Source organism: Leyella lascolaii (assembly GCF_900079775.1).
Lineage (GTDB): Bacteria > Bacteroidota > Bacteroidia > Bacteroidales > Bacteroidaceae > Prevotella > Prevotella lascolaii.
Window position 1 is genome coordinate 507,293 of record NZ_LT556050.1, and the last position, 21,165, is coordinate 528,457.

Consider the following 21,165-nt stretch of genomic DNA (forward strand, 5'->3'; position numbering starts at 1 on the left):
TCGGGATTAATCGAGTTTGACACTTAAACCAAGACCACGGAGCTCGTGCAGAAGCACGTTGAGCGACTCCGGTATTCCCGGGGTAGGCATCGGGTCGCCCTTGACAATTGCCTCATAAGCCTTTGAACGGCCGACAGTGTCGTCGGACTTGATTGTAAGAATCTCCTGAAGCACATGGCTGGCACCGAATGCCTCGAGTGCCCAAACCTCCATCTCACCGAAACGCTGGCCACCGAACTGTGCCTTACCTCCAAGAGGCTGCTGTGTGATGAGCGAGTACGGACCGATGGAACGTGCGTGCATCTTATCCTCTACCATATGACCGAGTTTCAAGAAGTAGGTTATACCGACGGTCGCCGGCTGGTCGAAACGCTCGCCTGTCTCACCGTCGTAAAGATGGGTTGAGCACAGGTGCGGAAGTCCCGCCTTGTCTGTCCATTCAGAAAGGTCGTCGAGCTTTGCACCGTCGAAGATAGGTGTGGCGAACTTAACGCCGAGTTTCTTTCCTGCAGCACCGAGAATTGCCTCGAATATCTGACCGAGGTTCATACGTGAAGGCACGCCCAGAGGGTTCAACACGATATCCACAGGACGTCCGTCCTCAAGGAACGGCATGTCTTCCATGCGCACGATACGCGACACGATACCCTTGTTTCCGTGACGTCCGGCAAGCTTGTCGCCGACTCCTATCTTACGTTTCTTCGCAATATAAACCTTTGCCATCTGAAGAATGCCGGAAGGAAGCTCGTCACCTATGGTAATGGCGAACTTTCTGCGCTTCAGTTCGGCATCAAGAAGCTTATACTTGCGTATATAGTTCATTATGAGCTTCTGGATGAGCTCATTGGTGTGCGCGTCGTCTGTCCATCCGTTAGACTGGATGCCGTCATACTCGAGGTTCTTGAGTATAGGAGCAGTAAACTTGCTGCCCTTTGTGATAATCTCCGCACCGGAATAATCCTTCACACCCTGCGAAACCTTATCCTCAGTGAGAATAAGCAGTTTCTCTACAAGTATATCCTTAAGATCGTTGTTCTTTGCCTCATATTCCTCGTCTATCTTAGCGAGCAGCACCTTGTCCTGTTTCTTCGACTCGCGTGTCTTGACAGCACGGGAGAACATCTTCTTGTCAATCACCACACCACTGAGTGATGGATTGGCTTTCAAAGAAGAATCCTTTACGTCTCCAGCCTTGTCACCGAAGATGGCGCGGAGAAGTTTCTCCTCTGGCGACGGGTCGCTCTCACCTTTAGGCGAAATCTTACCGATGAGGATGTCGCCCGGCTCGACACGCGCACCAATACGGATGACTCCATTGTCGTCAAGGTCTTTGGTGGCTTCCTCGCTGACATTTGGTATGTCGCTCGTGAACTCCTCCATACCGCGCTTTGTCTCACGCACGTCAAGCGAGTACTCATCCACATGCACTGACGTAAGGACATCGTCGCGCACCATACGCTCGCTCAGCACGATGGCGTCCTCATAGTTGTAACCTTTCCAAGGCATGTAAGCCACAAGCAGGTTGCGTCCAAGGGCGAGCTCTCCGTTCTCTGTGGCATATCCCTCAGTAAGGATGTCGCCTGCCTTTACGCGCTGACCCTTGTTACAGATAGGACGCAGGTCGATTGTCATATTCTGGTTCGTACGGCGGAACTTAGGAATGCGGTATTCCTTAGACGCAGGTTCGAAGCTGACGAACTCCTCGTCCTCCGTGCGGTCGTACAATATACGTATTGTCGTAGCGTCGACGTATTCGATTACTCCGTCGCCTTCAGCCGTAATCATAGTGCGTGAATCCTCACACACCTGCTTCTCGAGTCCTGTACCGACAATAGGCGCGTCGTTGTGAAGAAGAGGAACAGCCTGGCGCATCATGTTACATCCCATCAGCGCACGGTGACCGTCGTCATGCTCGAGGAACGGAATGAGTCCGGCGGAAACAGACGCAATCTGTTGCGGAGACACGTCCATAAGATCGACCTGGTCGGGTGCTACTACAGGGAAGTCGGCGTCCTGACGGCATTTCACATAGTCGCGTATGAACGAACCATCCTCACGAAGAGGTGCATTTCCCTGTCCGATGATGTGATCCTGCTCTTCCTCGGCAGTGAGGTATACAACATCATCATTATTAAGATTGACGTTACCGTCAGTAACCTTGCGGTAGGGAGTCTCAATAAATCCAAGCTCGTTGATGGTAGCATAAACGCAAAGCGACGATATAAGTCCGATGTTAGGACCTTCAGGACTCTCGATAGGACAAAGACGTCCGTAATGTGTGTAATGAACGTCACGCACCTCGAATCCGGCACGCTCACGTGAAAGTCCGCCGGGACCAAGAGCAGACAGACGGCGTTTGTGTGTTACCTCTGCCAACGGATTGGTCTGGTCCATAAACTGTGACAACGGGTTTGTACCGAAGAAAGAATTGATTACGCTTGAGATTGTCTTTGCGTTAATCAGATCTGTAGGCTGGAACACTTCATTGTCACGCACATTCATGCGCTCGCGTATCGTACGGCTCATACGGGCAAGACCGATGGAGAACTGATTGCTCAACTGCTCTCCGACGGTACGCACACGACGGTTGGACAAGTGGTCGATATCGTCCACCGTTGCGTTAGAGTTGATAAGCTGAATAAGATACTTTATGATTTCGATTATATCGTCCTTTGTCAGCACTCGAATGTCTGACTCCGTGTCAAGACCAAGTTTCTTGTTTATACGATAACGTCCCACTTCTCCCAAGTCATAACGCTTGTCGGAGAAGAACAGATTCTGGAACACTTCACGGGCACTCGCGTCATCTGCAGGATCGGCATTACGGAGCTGTCTGTATATATACAGCACTGCCTCTTTCTCAGAGTTGCTCGGATCTTTTGCGAGTGTGTTGAAGATTATCGAATATTTGTTTGCTGCCTCCGCATCCTTATGAAGCAACACAGAAGGGGTGCCGCTCTCTATTATGTCGACGATGTTATCCTCTGTGAGTTCAGTCTCACGCTCCATGATGACTTCGTTACGCTCGATGGAAACAACCTCACCGGTATCCTCGTCTACGAAATCCTCATTCCAGCTTTTCAGAACACGTGCGGCAAGCTTACGTCCGATGGCTGCCTTCATATTCTTCTTGTTGACCTTGACTTCTTCTGCAAGATCAAAAATCTGAAGGATATCCTTGTCCTGCTCATATCCAATGGCACGAAGAAGAGTCGTTACAGGCAATTTCTTCTTACGGTCGATATAAGCATACATCACATTGTTGATATCTGTGGCAAACTCTATCCACGAGCCTTTGAAAGGTATGATTCGCGCAGAATAAAGCACTGTGCCGTTTGCATGCACACCTTGTCCGAAGAACACGCCCGGAGAGCGGTGCAACTGTGAAACGACAACACGCTCGGCACCATTAATGATGAATGTGCCGTTGCTCGTCATGTAAGGAATTGTGCCCAGGAAAACATCCTGTATGAATGTACCGAAATCCTCATGATCCGGATCAGTACAATACAATTTCATCTTTGCCTTCAAAGGCACACTGTATGTAAGCCCGCGCTCAAGACATTCTTCAATTGTGTAGCGAGGCGGGTCTATATAATAATCGAGGAACTCAAGAACAAAGTTGTTTCTGGTATCCGTAATAGGGAAATTCTCTGAGAAAACCTTATAGAGACCATCGTTCTTGCGTTCTTCGGGGGGAGTGTCCATCTGAAGGAAGTCCTTAAACGACTTAAGCTGCACATCAAGAAAATCCGGATATGGCATCGGATTGTGGATGCTGGCAAAATTAACTCTGTTATCAACAATTTTTGAAGCCATCAGAAGATATTAATATTTATAATAAATGAAAAGACACAAAAAGGTTAGAACCTACCTACCTGGAAGATTCTAACCGTATTTTAAAAAGATTCACACTGCATAGACAAAATCATTGTCTTGCCGCGAATTTATAAGATTTATTATTACTTGAGTTCTACCTTGGCACCAGCCTCTTCGATAGCCTTCTTCAAGTTCTCAGCCTCTTCTTTAGAAAGACCTTCCTTGATTGTAGCAGGAGCGCCGTCTACAAGATCCTTAGCCTCTTTCAAGCCAAGACCGCAAGCTTCCTTAACTGCCTTAACAACCTGAAGTTTTGCACCACCTACTTCAGCGAGAACAACGTCAAAAGAAGTCTTCTCCTCTGCCTCACCAGCTGCACCACCGGCTGCAGGTCCAGCAGCTACAGCTACGGCTGCAGCAGCGGGCTCGATTCCATACTCGTCCTTCAGGACTGTTGCCAACTCATTTACTTCTTTTACTGTAAGATTTACTAACTCTTCAGCAATAGCTTTGATATCTGCCATTTTATTTAAAATTTTAATTGTTTTTTATATTAATAATTGTTTTTTGTTACTCCGGGCGCTCACCCAAAGTTTTCAGGACACCATGAATCGTGTTCGCACCAGACTGAAGTGCAGAAACAACATTCTTGGCGGGAGACTGCAGCAATGCGACAATTTCAGCAATAACTTCGTTCTTGCTCTTCAGTGAAGCAAGTTCAGAGAGCTTGTCTGCACCTACATATACGCATTCTTCTGCATATGCACCTTTAAGTGCGGGGATACCTTCCTTAGTATACTCTTTCAAAAGCTTTGCAGGAACATTTGCTGTATGTGTAAACAATACGGCTGTCGTACCTTTCAGAGTACAATACAAAGGTTCAAAATCCACGTCTGAAGCCTCGAAAGCCTTGTGAAGAAGAGTGTTCTTCACAACAACCATCTTGATTTCGCTCTTAAAACACTTGCGGCGCAAGTTACTTGTAGCCTCCGCATTCAGACCTGTAACATCAACCAGATAGAAATGAGGATATTCCTTCAGTTTCTGACCTAGTTCATTTATAATAGTATCTTTTACTTCTTTTCTCATTTTACAAAACTTTTAGAGTTACTCAACTGATTTAGGATCAACCTTGATACCCTTACTCATAGTGCTAGAAATAAAGATACTCTTAATATATGTACCTTTAGCAGCAGAAGGTTTAAGCTTTATAACAGTAGCGATAAACTCCTTTGCATTCTGCATAATCTGCTCTGCTGTAAAGCTGACCTTGCCGATAGATGTGTGAATAATACCAGCCTTGTCAACTTTAAAGTCTATCTTACCTTGCTTAACCTCTTTTACTGCCTTAGCAACATCCATTGTCACTGTGCCGCTCTTTGGGTTAGGCATAAGTCCACGCGGTCCGAGAACACGTCCCAAAGGACCTATCTTACCCATGCATGACGGCATTGTTATGATAACATCCACATCAGTCCATCCGCCTTTAATCTTTTCGATGTATTCATCAAGACCGACATAGTCTGCACCAGCCTCTTTGGCAGCAGCTTCAGCATCCGGTGTACAAAGACAGAGCACGCGTGTAACCTTACCAGTGCCATTCGGAAGCGAAACTACGCCACGGACCATCTGGTTTGCCTTACGCGGGTCAACGCCTAAGCGTACATCTATATCTACAGAAGCATCAAACTTAGTCGTAGTTATTTCCTTAACAAGCTCTGATGCCTCCATCAAAGAGTATGCTTTCCCTGCTTCAACCTTATCAGCTACTGATTTTTGATTTTTTGTCAGTTTACTCATTTTTCTAATTGAAGTTATAAATTATTTACCAGGGAAATCCCCTTTTACAGTTATACCCATACTTCTTGCAGTACCGGCAACAAGCTTCATCGCTGCCTCCACAGTGAAGCAGTTAAGATCTTTCATCTTGTCCTCTGCTATTGCTCTAACCTGATCCCAAGTCACGCTGGCAACTTTCTGACGATTAGGCTGTGCTGAGCCACTCTTAACCTTGGCTGCCTCTTTAAGCTGAACAGCTGCAGGCGGAGTCTTAAGCTCGAAGCTGAATGACTTGTCGGTGTAGTAGGTGATAACGACAGGAATAATCTTACCTGCCTTATCCTGGGTTCTGGCGTTGAACTCCTTGCAGAATCCCATAATATTAATACCCTTCGAACCCAAAGCCGGTCCTACAGGAGGAGAGGGATTCGCTGCGCCACCTTTAATCTGTAACTTGATTAATCCAGCAACTTCTTTAGCCATTTTTGTTTATATGTTAAATGATTAGTATAAAAAGATGCGATACACCCGTAACAATGCATCAGCCTTCTTTTTCAACTTGCATAAAACCTAATTCCAATGGAGTCTTTCTTCCGAAAATCTTGACCATCACCTTCAACTTACGCTTTTCACTGTTGACTTCTTCAATCACACCGCTAAAGCCGCTGAAAGGACCATCAATAACCTTCACAGTTTCATCGACAACATACGGAATATTAACATCGTCTACAAGCTCTGTTTCTTCTGCAGTACCAAGCATACGATTTATGTCTGCCTGCGGAACTGGAGAAGGATTGTCTAGTCCACCAAGAAAGCCAAGGACATTGGGCATGAAACGCAAGGTATGCGCAACATCTCCAACGAGAGAGGCCTCAACGAAAACATAGCCGGGAAGAGAAATCTTCTCTTTGATGACTCTCTTGCCATTACGCAAAGAAGCATGCTTCTCCATAGGTATGATAACCTGAGAAACATGTGTCGATAATAACGTGTTGTGTTTCATTTCAGCCTCAATGTATTCCTTCACCTTAGCCTCTTTGCCACTTACAGCACGCAAGACATACCAATTCTTTCCTGTTTCAGCCATTTTCCGATAAATTAACCTGGATAAACCATACTCATGATCCACTCAAAGAGCTGATCCATTGCGAATACGACACAAGCTATGACAAGGGAAGCAGATAATACAATCATAGCACTGTGCGTGAGTTCGGCACCTGTAGGCCATGTAGTCTTATGCGCAAGTTCGTTGTAACAAACTTTGCAATAATTCACAAATTTCTTGAACATATTATCTTTATTTAGCACGGGATGAGAGGCTCGAACTCCCGACACCTGGTTTTGGAGACCAGTGCTCTACCAACTGAGCTAATCCCGTAAAAAATTCCCGCATGCCGCTCATGCGGGAACATTTATTATCTTATTTCAAGAGACAGGGATATTGGAACCCTGATTTTGAAATTTAGTCTTCAAATACTTCAGTAATCTGACCAGAGCCTACTGTGCGTCCACCCTCACGGATAGCGAAGCGCAGACCCTTGTTAAGAGCAACAGCGTAAATCAGCTCAACTGTGATTTCCACGTTGTCTCCAGGCATTACCATTTCTACGCCCTCCGGAAGAGATATCTCACCTGTACAGTCCATTGTACGGAGATAGAACTGCGGACGATACTTGTTTCCGAACGGAGTATGACGACCACCCTCTTCTTTCTTCAGAACGTAGATAGAAGCCTTGAATTTCTTGAACGGCTTAATCTGACCCGGATGGCAGAGAACCATACCGCGCTTGATTTCGTTCTTGTCTATACCACGGAGGAGCAGACCTACGTTATCACCAGCTTCACCTTCATCAAGAATCTTGCGGAACATTTCAACACCTGTTACCACACTCTTCTTATCTTCGCCAAGACCGAGAAGTTCTACTTCGTCACCGACCTTAACACGACCAGTCTCGATACGTCCGGTAGCAACAGTTCCACGACCAGTGATAGAGAACACGTCCTCAACAGGCATAAGGAAAGGTTTGTCGAGGTCGCGCGGAGGCTCCTGAATCCACTCATCAACAGCGTTCATGAGCTCCATAACCTTCTCTTCCCATTTTGCTACGCCATTAAGTGCGCCGAGTGCAGAACCACGAATTATAGGAGTATCATCCTCGAATTCATACTGATCAAGGATTTCTCTAACCTCCATCTCAACGAGTTCGAGCATCTCCTCATCCTCAACCATATCGCACTTGTTCAGGAACACAACCATACGCGGAACGTTTACCTGACGAGCGAGAAGCACGTGCTCACGTGTCTGAGGCATAGGACCGTCAGTTGCAGCAACAACAAGGATAGCACCGTCCATCTGAGCAGCACCTGTTACCATGTTCTTTACATAGTCAGCGTGCCCCGGGCAGTCAACGTGTGCATAGTGACGTTTTGCTGTTTCATATTCTACGTGGGCAGTATTGATAGTGATACCGCGTTCCTTCTCTTCAGGTGCGTTATCAATCTGGTCAAAAGACTTAACCTCAGAAAGACCCTGCTTAGCCAAAACTGTAGTGATGGCAGCGGTCAAAGTGGTCTTACCATGGTCAACGTGACCTATCGTACCAATGTTTACGTGCGGTTTCGTGCGCACAAAATTCTCTTTAGCCATAGCTTTTCTTTTATTTTATTTATATAAATGATTTATCTGTTTTTCTTCTGACTCCTTAAACAAATAAAGAACAGAAGTAGAGCTGTAACTGAGAGTTGAACTCAGGACCTCTTCCTTACCAAGGAAGTGCTCTACCACTGAGCTATTACAGCAAGTTAGAGCGGAAAACGGGACTCAAACCCGCGACCCCCAGCTTGGAAGGCTAGTGCTCTATCAACTGAGCTATTTCCGCAAAACTTCAACTGAAGTGGGTGGTGATGGATTCGAACCACCGAAGGCATCGCCAGCAGATTTACAGTCTGCCCCATTTGACCACTCTGGTAACCACCCGTTGCTTGTCCAATAAATTCTCAGAGTAAAGAACTTCGTCTCTCGACAGCATCTTCTTCTCTTTCTTTTGAGCCTCTTGTCGGATTCGAACCAACGACCCCGAGATTACAAATCACGTGCTCTGGCCAACTGAGCTAAAGAGGCAAATCCTTGCAGCCGTAAGGCTTATCATTTAGGACTTGTTCTAAAACGGCTGCAAAGATAGGCATTATTTTTTAATCTCCAAAACTTTTGCGAGTTTTTTTTATCTTTCGCGCAGTTTTTCCTTAAATTTAGCCAGTTGAACCCTCATAGCATCGATGCAAAGGTCTATTCCTTCTTCAAAAGTATCACATGTTTTTTCAACGAACAAAGTGTTCCCCGGAACCGACACGGTCATGCTTGTTTCCTTATTTAGTGCAGTGGCGGGCTTTACTACTTTCAGTTGCACCTCTACTTTCTGGATGTCCTCAAATGATTTTTCCAACTTGGCTGTCTTCTTTTCAATGAACGCCTGCAGTTTCTCGGTAGCGTCGAAATGTATCGACTGAACTTTTACTTCCATAGTACCTCCTTTTAATTTAGGTTAAGCCCTTGGGTGGGCATTTGAATATACACGCTTCAATTGCTCGAAAGTCGTATGCGTATAAATCTCCGTTGTGGAAAGACTTTCATGTCCGAGCAACTTCCGCACACTTTCCAGTCCTGCATCATGATTGAGCATTGCTGTGGCGAACGAATGCCGCAGTACGTGCGGCGAACGTTTTTTAAGAGTACAGACAGTCGCGAGCGCGGCCTTGACCTTTTGTCTTACCGCAGCATTACTGAATCTTCGTCCTTTTGAAGTAAGGAAAAAAGCATCCTCCACCCCATCGACGCCAGACACCTCCGCATCACGCTTATATATATATGTGCACAATGTTTCGCGAAGCTCGTCACCGAACGGAATAACACGTTGTTTGTTTCTCTTTCCGGTAACCTTAAGCTCACTGTTCGCCAAATCCACCGATGCGTTATCAAGTCCCGTCAGTTCCGAGAGTCTCACACCCGTCTCATAGAATACCATAAGCATGGTGCGCAGACACACATCACCATAAGCGTCCGACCATCTTCCCGGGTCAAGCAACCTGTCCATCTCCTCTTCTCTAAGGAAATAAGGGAGCGACAAGTTCTTCTTCGGACCGAAAACCCCACGCGAAGGATCATGTTCCACAAAACCTCTGGATAACGCAAAACGATAAAGGGAACGCACTGCGCTCAATCGTCTGTTAATTGAAGCTGCGGTGTTTCCTTTATCCATCATGCTCTCCATCCAGTCACGGATAATATCAGAATCGACAGATTCCCAAGAGAGATGAGTATCCAAATTTTTGAAATACGATTCAAATGCTCTCGCATCCTCACCGTAACTCTTCACTGTCAGCGCAGAACGGTTACGTTCGTACTGCAGATAGTTCAAAAATTCCTTTATCATCATCAATCCGTTGCTCAAATCACAATATATTTCGGCAACGAATATACAGAATAAAATTCAAACTACCAAATTTTCAGAGGTATTTTTTCAATCCTCTGCTGCGCGTAATTTCTGTACATAGATGGCATGCTCCATCTTGAGCCTCTTCAGTACAGACGGTTTGTTATACTGCTGACGCTTGCGCAGTTCCTTCATAACGCCTGTCTTTTCAAATTTTCTCTTAAACTTCTTGAGAGCTCTTTCGATATTCTCACCATCTTTAACTGGTACAATTATCATGCTATTTTTGTTTTTAATTATTTATGATATATTTTTTGTTTTTCGGGCTTCCGCCACAAAATGCGGTGCAAAATTACACTTTATTTTTGAACCCGACAACTTTTCCCATTTATTTTTTATCCATTCATGCCAACTTTTCTTCATCTCCATAGGTTTATCATATAATACATTAATATATTATGCCATAAATCCTTAAACACCTGATTCGAAAGTAACAGGCAAACATAAAGCCACCTCCAATCAAAATTCCATCATACCGCAAAAACTGTATTATTTCTTAACCATAGTATTTTGGCTCCTCTTCAGAGCTGCTATTGCCAGACATATCGGCATCTGTCATTGCCAAGAACAAGGCTGTTTGAAGCGATAATAAACGGGAAATAATGTTATATCAGCAGTTCGGATAATCGCAGGAAAAAACCGGCAAAAAGTAGATATCAGCCCGGGAGTTCTAAAGTAAAACCGGATTTAATAAATAATATGCAAATTAAAACATCGCTATATAGACCAACTTTACAAAAAAATCCATATATTTGTAACCGGATAGAGAATACTCTACCCAAGACATATCAGAAAGAAGCGTTATGCTTATCTCAAAGTCGGGAACGTAGGAAATTCAAGACTTATTCAGAGAGAGAGCATAGTGGTTCTCGCGCTATAGCGTGGGCTGCTATTACCATATCCTGAATAAAGGTTTTCCTACGACCTCCGACTTAAGACGTGGTAGCATTGCAGTTCCACGCTTCAGTGTTTTATTTAAAGGTCAAAAGGGACTGTACGACCACCTGATAACAATTATGGCCATTTCTATTATTGAGCGTCACGGCAGCTGGTACGAAATTTACGACGACCGTGGGAAAAAACAGAAGACCGTTCCTGAGAGCATCGGAATGATGCTGGGATGGGGTTCACAGTTCTTCATTGTACACAAAGGCTCATGGTATGATCTGTACAATGAGTTCGGCAGGAAAATCAAAAGCATTCCGGAGTCTGTCGGCATGTTTGTGAGCATAACGGGCGACACATTCGTAGTGAGAAAAGGGTCATGGCTTGATACCTATGACATGTTTGGAAAGAAGATAAACAGCCGCCCCGCACGCTGACACCCATCAGCCATATCGGGACATGTCATCAAAATGTCCCGATATGGCTGCTATATGCAAGTTTCTGTACATAAAACTTATAATATACTTTACATGAACAAATTCACTCAATATAAAATCATAACAATAACAGCCATACTTATTGCTCTGGCATGTTTCTTTGCCATATACCTGCGTCTGTTTACAGAGAAAGAGCTATGGTATGAGATGTTTGCAGCTGTTCTCGGAGTGGTGATAACCGCTATCATAACAATGATTCTGCTCCGTGGTCAGAGCGACAATGACGTTGAACGTGAGAGAGCCGCCAAGGTCTTTGAAGAGAAACTCAGAATTTATAAAGACTATCTTCATACATTGTATGACGTGATAAAGGACCACAAGCTTTCGGATGAGGAAAAGATACGCCTTGAATTCCAGACATCCTATGTTGCGATGCACTGCGACTCGAAATACATAGCCGTTGTAAGCAGCTCGGTTAAAGAACTCATCGAGCATTGTTGTCCTGATGATGAAAAACAGAATGTCATCCGTAAGAACAGGAGCAACTCACCCGACCAGTTGTTAGACTGTCTTTTTTCCATTGTGAATGCGTTCCGCAAAGATCTGTATGGAGATGACGTTAAGTTTGACGACACTCACAAGCAAAGCACGCTCGAAAACTTTTCCGACGCCTATCGACATGCAAAAAGCGATGACAGCGAAACGAAACAAGAGCGACAGCGCATAACTGTCGATTTGAACGTGCTTTCCAACTCAATTGCAGATGCGTGCATAAACACCATCCCGGAAACAAAGCCTGATGCGGAAGACGGCATGAGGCAAGACACAGCCTCTCTCCCTGAAGACACCGCCTTATGGGATAACGCATTGTCTGAATGGGAAGAAGAAAGATGGCGCGTCGAAGGAATGACCGACCAATATGACGGTTTCAGGATGACGGACAATAACGGTAACCCCGGAGTCATTGGCGTAGGATTCTGGCAAGGGAAATATTATATTCAAGCAACGTATGAGAGCGACCCCGATTTTTCAAAGCCATTGAAATGGGAAAAGGGAGGACGCAGAAGCCATGGTCAATGGTGGCAGTATCTGGCAGAGCCTTATTGCAGTATAGCTGAAGGTCATTTTTCAGAGGCGTTCAAGTCTGACAGGGATATGCAGCAATATATCATAGACAATGTGAATCAGCTGAAGGACATAATAAAACGCCATCACCGTACCGCCTCATGGAAGAAAGCCGTAGGCTCACATGAGCATTGGGAAACATTCATATGGTATTGGGACATGCTGGCTTGCCAGATGTATTCGGACGGAGAAAGGACTCTCTACATGGATATCTTTGAAGACGGGAACAGCGGAAATGTCCTCATACATTTCGCCAACAGAAACGGAGACTTGGATATGCTGAAGAACGCACTGAAGAGAATGGGATGTCAGGACAGGGATATCAACGATGACGGATATGTGGTCTTGGAGAAAGTGCCGTCCACTGACGCCGGTACGGTTTCTGAGAGAGTAAGATTCTGGATAGAGAAGATGAACGGTTGAATGACAGATGACACCGCACATGCAGGGCTTTGGCTATGATTTACGCCGGCAGACGCCCGGACCGCCAACTGAACACTTCCGCCCGTTGCAATTGATATGGCTCGTAATATCACGTCTTGCGTTGGCAGACGCCGGAGCCTTCTCGCCTTCAGCCATCAAGACATTTATTTAAACTTACAGCGTTATGAAGTCTACAACACTAAAAGATTTATTCGCGAAACCCGACATACGGTTCGTCATACCTGAATACCAGCGTGCCTACACGTGGGGAGAACGGCAGTTATCACAGTTTGTTGAGGATCTGATGGAATGTGGAAAGAATTATTTTCTGGGACATTTCCTGTTTGAAAAAAGCGAGAATACATTATATATAATCGACGGGCAACAGCGTCTTACCACATGCGTCATCTTCTTCAGTGTACTTATTAATGCCATAAGGCACAGGCAAGATGAATGGATCAATGCAGGAAACGCGTATGACATAACCGGCTTGTTGAATAACATAACAGACCGCTATCTGAAAGACAACACATCCAACAGACTTAAATTCACGACCGTTTCTTATGACAACAATTTCTTTATCGATGCCATCATAGAATATAAAGAGTCTGTCCATGAAGAGGAACTCACTTCCAAGTCAAGGATTGCAATGCGCAATGCGCGCGCCTACTTTGAGGATGAAATGAGCAAAGTGTCCGTACCGCAGATGCTGCCATGGGCAGACACGCTTGAGAACGCATCCCTCACCACATTCATTGTCAAGGACAAGCTTCAGGCGGCACAGATTTTCGCCTACCAGAACGACAGAGGAAAGAAACTCACCAATCTGGAAGTCCTCAAGGCATATTTCATGTTACAGCTTTTCAGACAGGGGAACGACAGTGACGGAACAGCCTATATAGAAAATGCTTTTGAGGAGATATACCGCAACATTGTTCTCATTACCTTGGATGAGGACAATGTGCTCAATTATTACTGGAAGGCTACCGGACCTAACGGATATTATAGTGATAAAGTCGTGAGTGAGGTTAAAGATTGGCTTAAATCCATTCCCCAAGACAAGCTGACAATACAAATAAAACGTTTTGTGAACGGACTCTCCAGAGCTTTTTCAATTGTCAGGCAAATAGAGCAGGACAATTCTTTCTATACCGCCAACCTGAAATGCATGAACAACATGGCTTACTCATATCCCATGCTCATAAAAGCCAGACTGTCTGATGTCAGCGACGAAGTGTACATGCGGCTTATCAGGCTGATGGAGAATCTGACGTTCCGCATACTGGTCAGAGGCGGAAGGGCTGACATAAAGGGCAGACTGCATAACGTCATTCAGAATGCTTACGACACGGAAAGCTTTGACAGGCAAATAGACGATGTGAAACAGAAGCTCAACAACGACATGTGGTGGGGATATTGGAGCGATGCCGAGATGATAAGCCACATCAAGAGCGGATGGTTTTACCGCAATCCTGTGGACAACTACCTGCTGTGGAGATACGAACAATATCTGTGTAACGACAACTATCCTATACCTAAGATTACGTATGAGGATGTCATCTCCGACAAAAGCATTGAGCACATAGCTCCTCAGACGCAAGACTCTCCTTTGGAAAACGGATACGGTGTTTATGCGGACAAGGAAAATCCGAAGGAGGGCATCGTTTCCGGAGAATGGATGAACAGTGTCGGAAACCTCATGCTTATGGCTGGAAGGCAGAACAGTTCTTTGGGCAACCGTCCGTTTGCAGACAAGCTCCGGGTGTATGGTCGGGACAATCTGCTCAACCAGCAAAAAGAGATAATGGAGTTTGTCGTGGACAGAGAGCATCCTGTCTGGGACAAGTCGTGCATAGAAAAACGTTTCAACAAAATTGTCCGCGCGGCAAAAGAGATATGGAGCCTGGACAACATTTAGAAGTATGAATAACTTACGATAATACCTGCAATGCGGCAACGTTACGCTATGGCGTACACGCTGCCGCATTCTTTGTGCGTCAGACACCGGTGGAACGAGGCACTGTGTGAAGTAAAAAATATTGACAAATATTTTTCGCCAAACAGATATTGAGTATCTGCTCAGACACTCTCTTCCACCGGTTTTTTATTTCCTTGATTTCGACGGAAGCCATATAATGCGTCATTTTTTTCATCTGAAAAACGCAGAATCTGTCCTTTTTACGAACCGCACGCATTCTTTCCGTCGGCTCACCGTTCAATGTACCGTTCCCGGAGAGGCTGTGTCACGTTCCGATATAGCCTCTTTCGCCTGCCCATAAAGGCTTTTCTGTATGATGGAAAAGGCTTTTTCACCGTGCCACATGATTTGTTTTCAAGAACAAAACACGCAACACGCTTATTTACAACACATTATATCCACACCTTTAAAATTCGCGCACACACCGTCAGACATCAGTCTGCTCGCTTCCGCACGATTCTCGTTGACTTGACGTTATCCTCATCATCGCTTTTGTTATACCATATTTCGCTCTTACCAGGTAATTTCACACCGCGTGTGAATCTACTGTCTCACTCCGTCGCTTTTACGATGGCACGGCATACGGTGGCTGGAGCATGCACAAGAGAGCATAAGCGGCAGACCGTGAAAATGAGGCATAAGCTTATCCCGCATGACCGCGCAAACCGGGAAGCATACGGTGGCAGACTCGCCGTCATGTCATTCCGACGCTCCCTTACTCGCAGGCAGTCTCCCCTCTTTCGCCAGTTCAGACAAGGCTCTCGCCAGTGACGGTCTTGTCACACCCAGACGCTGAGCCACCTCGCGCTGGTTGCGTATCACCGGATTTGTCTTCAGATATTCAAGAATACGTTTCTTCAGGTCGAGCAGTGCGAACTCATTCAATTTCCTGCCGAGGAATGCGCTGCGGTCGCTGATGTCCGTCAGGAATCCCGACATGAGCGACGGAATACGGCTCATAGCCTCCGTCAGGCGGTCCTTACCTACGACACACACCTCGCAAGGCTTTATTGCCGATATCTGCACGGGGAACCTGTTCTCCGTGGCAAAGACAAAAGCGGAGGCAAGCAGAGCCGGTGCCTCAATCTCCTCGATGGTCACCTCCTTGCCGTCCGCGTTCACCATAGCAGCCCTCACCCTGCCGCTCACAAGCACATATAGTCCGCGGCACAGGCTGCCTTGAAACGCGATGAAGTCTCCTGAGGCAAACCGTCGCACACTACCATGCCCGCCAAAGAGCAGCGAGGCAAGCTCCGTCTCACTCATTCCGCGAAACGGCATAATCTTAAGAAGGGGTGTCAGTTCCATAATATCGTCAGTTTTAATTATTTTTTACATCCACTGTAACATTTGATACAGTTTGAGCGTTTTCGCAGGTTTACCTTTGCATAAGAAAAGCTGCATCTGGGATTTTGAGAGCAAGCTCTCATTCCGCTCATTTGCATCATCTTTACAAAAAATCCGCTGCGTAAGAGGCAGGTGGGAACAGAGCCTCACTGCCGGACCGTAGCATGCTGCCGGACAAAGATAATGCAAGGCGAGTGCAACGGCAAGACGGGAAAACACTGTTTTACCAGACTTGACACTGCCGAGCCGAAGCTTAGCTTATACAAAAATAATAAAAAACATTCATACAAAAGAAAACATACAATAACAAAACCAAACAAACAGTGACAGATATGGAAAATAAGATGTTTTGTTTCCAATGTCAGGAAACAGCCAGAGGCACAGGGTGTATAATGAAAGGCGTGTGCGGCAAGGACGCCGCCACGGCATGCAGCATGGACCTGCTGCTGTTCGTGACAAGAGGCATCTCTGCGGTAGCCGAGACACTCAGGAAGAACGAGATTGACGTCGACGCAAAGGTCGACAGGTTTGTCGTCGACGCTCTCTTCAGCACCATCACAAATGCCAACTTCGACATCGAGAGCATACGCCGCCGCGTGGACAAAGCCCTTTCTCTGCGCGACTCTCTGAAAGACACGGCTGCGGCACACGGTATAGAACTGCCTCATGTAGACGAGGTGACGTGGAGCGGCACACGCGACGACTACGACGCTAAAGCCCGCGAGGTGGGCGTGCTGCACGAGACCGACGAGGACAAACGCTCGCTCAAGGAACTCATTGTCTACGGACTGAAAGGCATGGCGGCATATGTGGAGCATGCCATGCGTCTGGGTCACAACGACACGGCAATACATCACTTCATGCAAAGCGCGCTTGCCGAGACCGCATACAACCGCATGTCCGTAGCCGAGCTCACGGAGCTTGCACTCAAGACAGGCGAGGTGGGAGTGCACGCAATGGCTCTGCTCGACACCGCCAACACATCGTCCTACGGGCATCCCGAGGCTACGACTGTAGACATAGGCGTGCGCAATCGTCCCGGAATACTCATCAGCGGACACGACCTCAAAGACCTTGAGATGCTGCTCGAGCAGACTGAAGGCACCGGCGTCGACGTCTACACACACGGAGAGATGCTCCCGGCACACTATTATCCGGCATTCAAGAAATACGCACACTTCGCAGGCAACTACGGCAATGCATGGTGGAAGCAGCGCGAGGAGTTCGCATCGTTCAACGGTCCGATACTTTTCACAACCAACTGCATCGTTCCGCCGCTGCCCAACGCCGACTACAAGAACCGCATGTTCACCACAAACTCGACAGGATTCCCCGGTTGCCGCCACATCGAAACAGACGAAAACGGACATAAGGATTTCTCCGAGATAATAGAACTGGCAAAGAAATGCGCGGCGCCGAAGGAAATAGAGCACGGACAGATAACCGGCGGATTCGCTCACAATCAGGTCATCCAGCTCGCCGACAAGATTGTAGAGGCTGTCAAGAGCGGAGCAATACGCAAGTTTGTGGTCATGGCTGGATGCGACGGACGCATGAACAGCCGCAACTATTACACCGACTTCGCGGAGCGTCTTCCCAAAGACACGGTCATACTCACCGCAGGATGCGCCAAATACAGATACAACAAACTGCCGCTGGGCGACATCCAGGGCATACCGCGCGTGCTCGACGCAGGACAGTGCAACGACAGTTACTCACTGGCGGTCATAGCACTGAAGCTGAAGGAAGTGTTCGGGCTCGACGACGTCAACAGCCTGCCCATCGTCTACAACATAGCATGGTATGAGCAGAAAGCCGTCATCGTGCTGCTCGCGCTGCTGAGTCTCGGAGTGAAGAACATACACCTTGGTCCGACACTTCCGGCATTCCTCTCGCCCAACGTAGCCAAAGTGCTTGTCGAGAACTTCGGCATAGCCGGAATCGGCACTGTGGAGGAAGACCTTGACAAATTCGGACTTTCAAACTGAAAATCACTTTCATCATGACAAATAAGAACTATGACAACCAGACAACAGGCGGCATCGTGGCTGCCAACTTCGCGGCGGCATCTGTCTTCCAGCGTCATGGCATAGACTTCTGCTGCCACGGCAGCACACCGTTCACTGAGGCATGCCGCGCCCGCGGACTCGACCCCGAGGCTGTGGCGCATGAGCTTGACAACGCGGCTGACGACGCTCCCGCCGCCGTGAAGGATTTTGCCTCATGGCCATTGGACCTGCTCGTGGACTATGTCCTGAAGATACATCACCGCAACATCAGGACCGTAGGTCCTCAGATAGAGAAGCTTCTCGACAAGGTGACATCTGTCCATGGAGCCCACCATCCCGAACTGGCAGAGATAAGACATCTCTTCCGCCAGTCGCTTGCCGACCTCGAGAACCATCTGGGCAAGGAAGAGCAGGTGCTGTTTCCATACATCTATGAGCTGTGTCAGGCGGAGGCGGAACACCGTGAGGCGGAGTCGTTCCACTGCGGGACAATCCTTTACCCCATCGGGGTGATGGAAAGCGAGCACAGCGCGGAAGGCGAACGGTTCGTGACAATAGCCGGACTGACCTCAGACTTCACCGCTCCCGACGACGCATGCGACAGCTACAGACTCCTCATGAGCCGCCTGCGCGCATTCCGCGACGCACTTCATGAGCACATACACATCGAGAACAACATCATATTCCCGAGAGCATTGGAGACAGAACGCAGAGTGGCTGAAAACGGATGACGACGCATCCGGACGCAAACCACGGAAAGTCACAAACACAATGGCACCGGAAGCATGACGGCTGACGTGCCATCAACCTCCCGACCTCCGCACCGGAACGACCTCTCCGGATGCGGAGGTGGTGTGTATGACCCACGACATCGTGCATCGTTCTCATGATTCGTAAAATCTCGTAAATGCAGACTGTCAGGCTTGTTACGCGATTTTTATTCAACTGAAATACGCTATTATTGGTAAAATTCTGTAAAAATTTTGATACAGAAATAATTATACATAAATTTGCGAATTCCACACATGTATCACACTATTGTGGAAATCACCTCCGGTGATGATTCAGACATATTTTCATAAACATCATTCTCATAAAACAAGACAAACACAGACATCGCGCCAACAGTATATTTTCCACACAGAAAAGCAGAGACATCACATCATTGGGAAAACATGTCGGCAACCGGCAACCGGCACAATGGCATTTATGCCAGCCGCCTCCGGCGGAAAGGATGTGTGAATGAGATATCACGCTTGTGGCGCACAAACGGCGGAACTTACGGCAAAACGACAGGACACACAGCGTGGCACAGCCTGCCGGAACACGCATAAGCCGGAACAGCTAAAGCCACATGACAGAAGAACGCACGCACATGGCATTACGGCATTCGCATGTCTCACAATGCGGCGCAACACCCTCAAACGACTAGCGCGAAGTCCGCAGAAAGACAAGACCATCATACATTCACATTATTATATACACAACACATTAAACACTTACTATTATGAAGAAAACATTTTTACTCTTGTTAGGAATAATACTTGCAGCCACAGCAGGCGCACAGGTATGGGACGGCACGGACAGCCCGTGGACAGCGGGCAGCGGAACGCAGAACGACCCATACCTTATAGAGAACGCCTCACAGCTCGCACACTTGTCTAAACAGGTGAAAGCCGGGGAGACATATGAAGGCAAGTACTTCAAACTGACCGACAACCTCGACATGGGAGCCGACAAGGGGCTTAAATTCGACCCTATAGGATTCTTCGACGAGTATGTTGACCAAGAGAACGGCAATCAGCTGGTAGACGCATCGAAGTATTTCCTCGGTGTGTTCGACGGCAACGGCAAGACTATTGACAACATCCACATATATTACGTCGATCCGAATCCGAACAATTCTGTAGGAGGCACAGGACTCTTTGCATGCATATCAGGAAACGCTGAAGTGAAGAACCTCACCGTGGGCGCAAAATCCAAAGTTGAAGGTCTCGATGTCACCGGCACATTTGTGGGAGCGATGAAAGGAGGCAAGTTGACAAACTGCGTCAGCTATGCTTCTATGGACATATCAGGCGGAATGGGACAGGCAGGAATAGTAGGAAACGTATTTGGAGGAGAAGTATCACAGTGCGTCAATCATGGCACAATAGACGCACAGATGAATATCGGCGGCATAGCAGGATATGTAGATCTGGACGGCAAAGTGACAAACTGTTACAACACAGGCTCCATTGCTTGCAAGGGAATGTTCGCCGGAGGCATTGTGGGCTATCTGCCTCAAGGAACAGTGACCGGTTGCTACAATGTTGGAAAGGTGTCCGCAGACGCTTACTACTCAGGCGCGGTGATAGGGTCATATGACGACGGTGTGCAGGTTTCTGACTGCTTCTATCTCAAAATGGCAGACGCGGCGTTTGATGAGACTCCGGGCGTAACAGCCAAGACAGCCGACGAGATGAAGAGCGCGGAATTTATCGCCCAGCTTGACAACGGTCAGGACATATGGACTGCCGACACAAAGAACATCAACGGCGGCTATCCGGTTCTGAAATGGCAGAACAGCGAGGCTACTTCCATATCAGGCGTAACAGCCGCAGGCGAAAACGGCATAGCTGTGAACGGACATTACGTTTCGGCAAAGTATGACAAGCCGTGCCGCATCACAGTAAGCACAATTGACGGAAAGACCGTTGCCGACAGCGTTGTGAACGGAGGCAGCGTGTATGTTCCGGCAGAAGGACTCTACATTGTTACCGTTTATTCAGGCAATTCAAGGCAGAGCCATAAAATCATAGTTAAGTAATATAGATTAGGTTTCAACTTCAGTCCACGGTGACGCTGTGACAGCGCGCATCGTGGACTTTATT

At 47.1% G+C, this 21,165-nt stretch carries 18 protein-coding genes and 5 tRNA genes; 6 read left to right on the top strand and 17 right to left on the bottom strand.

Going from position 1 to position 21,165, the window contains the following annotated elements; all coding sequences use genetic code 11:
• Positions 1-6: 6 nt before the first annotated feature.
• From rpoB to rpsU, 16 genes are all read right to left on the bottom strand, one after another.
• The gene (rpoB, locus tag BN4609_RS14535) at positions 7-3,819 is read right to left on the bottom strand and encodes a DNA-directed RNA polymerase subunit beta (RefSeq protein ID WP_021992055.1); all 3,813 of its coding nucleotides are present in this window, start codon (positions 3,817-3,819) and stop codon (positions 7-9) included.
• A 143-nt stretch (positions 3,820-3,962) separates the two neighbouring features.
• A complete protein-coding gene (rplL, locus tag BN4609_RS14540; RefSeq protein ID WP_021992056.1) occupies positions 3,963-4,343 on the bottom strand; it encodes a 50S ribosomal protein L7/L12 in 381 nt (126 codons plus the stop codon).
• 46 nt (positions 4,344-4,389) lie between these two features.
• Positions 4,390-4,908 (bottom strand): 50S ribosomal protein L10, encoded by a 519-nt coding sequence (rplJ, locus tag BN4609_RS14545; protein WP_021992057.1) that lies wholly within the window; start codon positions 4,906-4,908, stop codon positions 4,390-4,392.
• Between the two features lie 18 nt (positions 4,909-4,926).
• Positions 4,927-5,619 (bottom strand): 50S ribosomal protein L1, encoded by a 693-nt coding sequence (gene rplA, locus BN4609_RS14550; protein ID WP_021992058.1) that lies wholly within the window; start codon positions 5,617-5,619, stop codon positions 4,927-4,929.
• A 21-nt stretch (positions 5,620-5,640) separates the two neighbouring features.
• Entirely contained in the window at positions 5,641-6,081 is a 441-nt protein-coding gene (gene rplK, locus BN4609_RS14555) for a 50S ribosomal protein L11 (protein ID WP_021992059.1), read from the bottom strand.
• Positions 6,082-6,139: 58 nt separating this feature from the next.
• Positions 6,140-6,685 (bottom strand): transcription termination/antitermination protein NusG, encoded by a 546-nt coding sequence (gene nusG / locus BN4609_RS14560; protein ID WP_021992060.1) that lies wholly within the window; start codon positions 6,683-6,685, stop codon positions 6,140-6,142.
• An 11-nt stretch (positions 6,686-6,696) separates the two neighbouring features.
• Positions 6,697-6,888, bottom strand: coding sequence for a preprotein translocase subunit SecE (gene secE, locus BN4609_RS14565; RefSeq protein WP_021992061.1), 192 nt, complete (start codon positions 6,886-6,888; stop codon positions 6,697-6,699).
• Positions 6,889-6,903: 15 nt separating this feature from the next.
• A tRNA-Trp gene (locus BN4609_RS14570) sits at positions 6,904-6,976 on the bottom strand.
• Between the two features lie 84 nt (positions 6,977-7,060).
• Entirely contained in the window at positions 7,061-8,245 is a 1,185-nt protein-coding gene (gene tuf / locus BN4609_RS14575) for an elongation factor Tu (protein ID WP_021992062.1), read from the bottom strand.
• 80 nt (positions 8,246-8,325) lie between these two features.
• Positions 8,326-8,397, bottom strand: a tRNA-Thr gene (locus tag BN4609_RS14580).
• Positions 8,398-8,404: 7 nt separating this feature from the next.
• A tRNA-Gly gene (locus BN4609_RS14585) sits at positions 8,405-8,477 on the bottom strand.
• Between the two features lie 16 nt (positions 8,478-8,493).
• Positions 8,494-8,575, bottom strand: a tRNA-Tyr gene (locus tag BN4609_RS14590).
• Between the two features lie 70 nt (positions 8,576-8,645).
• Positions 8,646-8,719 (bottom strand) — tRNA-Thr (locus BN4609_RS14595).
• Between the two features lie 100 nt (positions 8,720-8,819).
• Positions 8,820-9,119 carry a ribosome hibernation-promoting factor, HPF/YfiA family gene (gene hpf, locus BN4609_RS14600; RefSeq protein ID WP_021992063.1) on the bottom strand — a complete coding sequence of 100 codons (300 nt, stop codon included), beginning with the start codon at positions 9,117-9,119 and terminating at the stop codon, positions 8,820-8,822.
• 21 nt (positions 9,120-9,140) lie between these two features.
• Positions 9,141-10,031 (bottom strand): tyrosine-type recombinase/integrase, encoded by an 891-nt coding sequence (locus BN4609_RS14605; protein WP_068857251.1) that lies wholly within the window; start codon positions 10,029-10,031, stop codon positions 9,141-9,143.
• An 84-nt stretch (positions 10,032-10,115) separates the two neighbouring features.
• The gene (gene rpsU, locus BN4609_RS14610) at positions 10,116-10,307 is read right to left on the bottom strand and encodes a 30S ribosomal protein S21 (protein ID WP_021992065.1); all 192 of its coding nucleotides are present in this window, start codon (positions 10,305-10,307) and stop codon (positions 10,116-10,118) included.
• A 797-nt stretch (positions 10,308-11,104) separates the two neighbouring features.
• On the opposite strand from rpsU, the gene BN4609_RS14615 reads away from it, so the two are divergent.
• From BN4609_RS14615 to BN4609_RS14625, 3 genes are all read left to right on the top strand, one after another.
• A complete protein-coding gene (locus BN4609_RS14615; RefSeq protein ID WP_068857252.1) occupies positions 11,105-11,410 on the top strand; it encodes a hypothetical protein in 306 nt (101 codons plus the stop codon).
• A gap of 93 nt (positions 11,411-11,503) precedes the next feature.
• Positions 11,504-12,958: a hypothetical protein gene (locus tag BN4609_RS14620; protein WP_068857253.1), complete on the top strand. Its 1,455-nt coding sequence runs from the start codon at positions 11,504-11,506 to the stop codon at positions 12,956-12,958.
• 184 nt (positions 12,959-13,142) lie between these two features.
• Positions 13,143-14,876, top strand: coding sequence for a DUF262 domain-containing protein (locus tag BN4609_RS14625; RefSeq protein ID WP_068857254.1), 1,734 nt, complete (start codon positions 13,143-13,145; stop codon positions 14,874-14,876).
• Between the two features lie 759 nt (positions 14,877-15,635).
• Here the strand turns inward: BN4609_RS14625 and BN4609_RS14635 are convergent.
• The gene (locus BN4609_RS14635) at positions 15,636-16,244 is read right to left on the bottom strand and encodes a Crp/Fnr family transcriptional regulator (protein WP_068857256.1); all 609 of its coding nucleotides are present in this window, start codon (positions 16,242-16,244) and stop codon (positions 15,636-15,638) included.
• A 371-nt stretch (positions 16,245-16,615) separates the two neighbouring features.
• Here BN4609_RS14635 and hcp point away from each other — a divergent pair, with 371 nt between their 5' ends.
• The 3 genes from hcp to BN4609_RS14650 all read left to right on the top strand — a co-directional run bounded on the left by hcp (position 16,616) and on the right by BN4609_RS14650 (position 21,101).
• Positions 16,616-18,271 (top strand): hydroxylamine reductase, encoded by a 1,656-nt coding sequence (hcp, locus tag BN4609_RS14640; protein ID WP_068857257.1) that lies wholly within the window; start codon positions 16,616-16,618, stop codon positions 18,269-18,271.
• A gap of 14 nt (positions 18,272-18,285) precedes the next feature.
• Complete coding sequence (ric, locus tag BN4609_RS14645) at positions 18,286-19,023, top strand: iron-sulfur cluster repair di-iron protein (protein ID WP_068857258.1); 738 nt, start codon at positions 18,286-18,288, stop codon at positions 19,021-19,023.
• 776 nt (positions 19,024-19,799) lie between these two features.
• The gene (locus BN4609_RS14650; protein ID WP_068857259.1) at positions 19,800-21,101 is read left to right on the top strand and encodes a T9SS type A sorting domain-containing protein; all 1,302 of its coding nucleotides are present in this window, start codon (positions 19,800-19,802) and stop codon (positions 21,099-21,101) included.
• Positions 21,102-21,165: the final 64 nt, after the last annotated feature.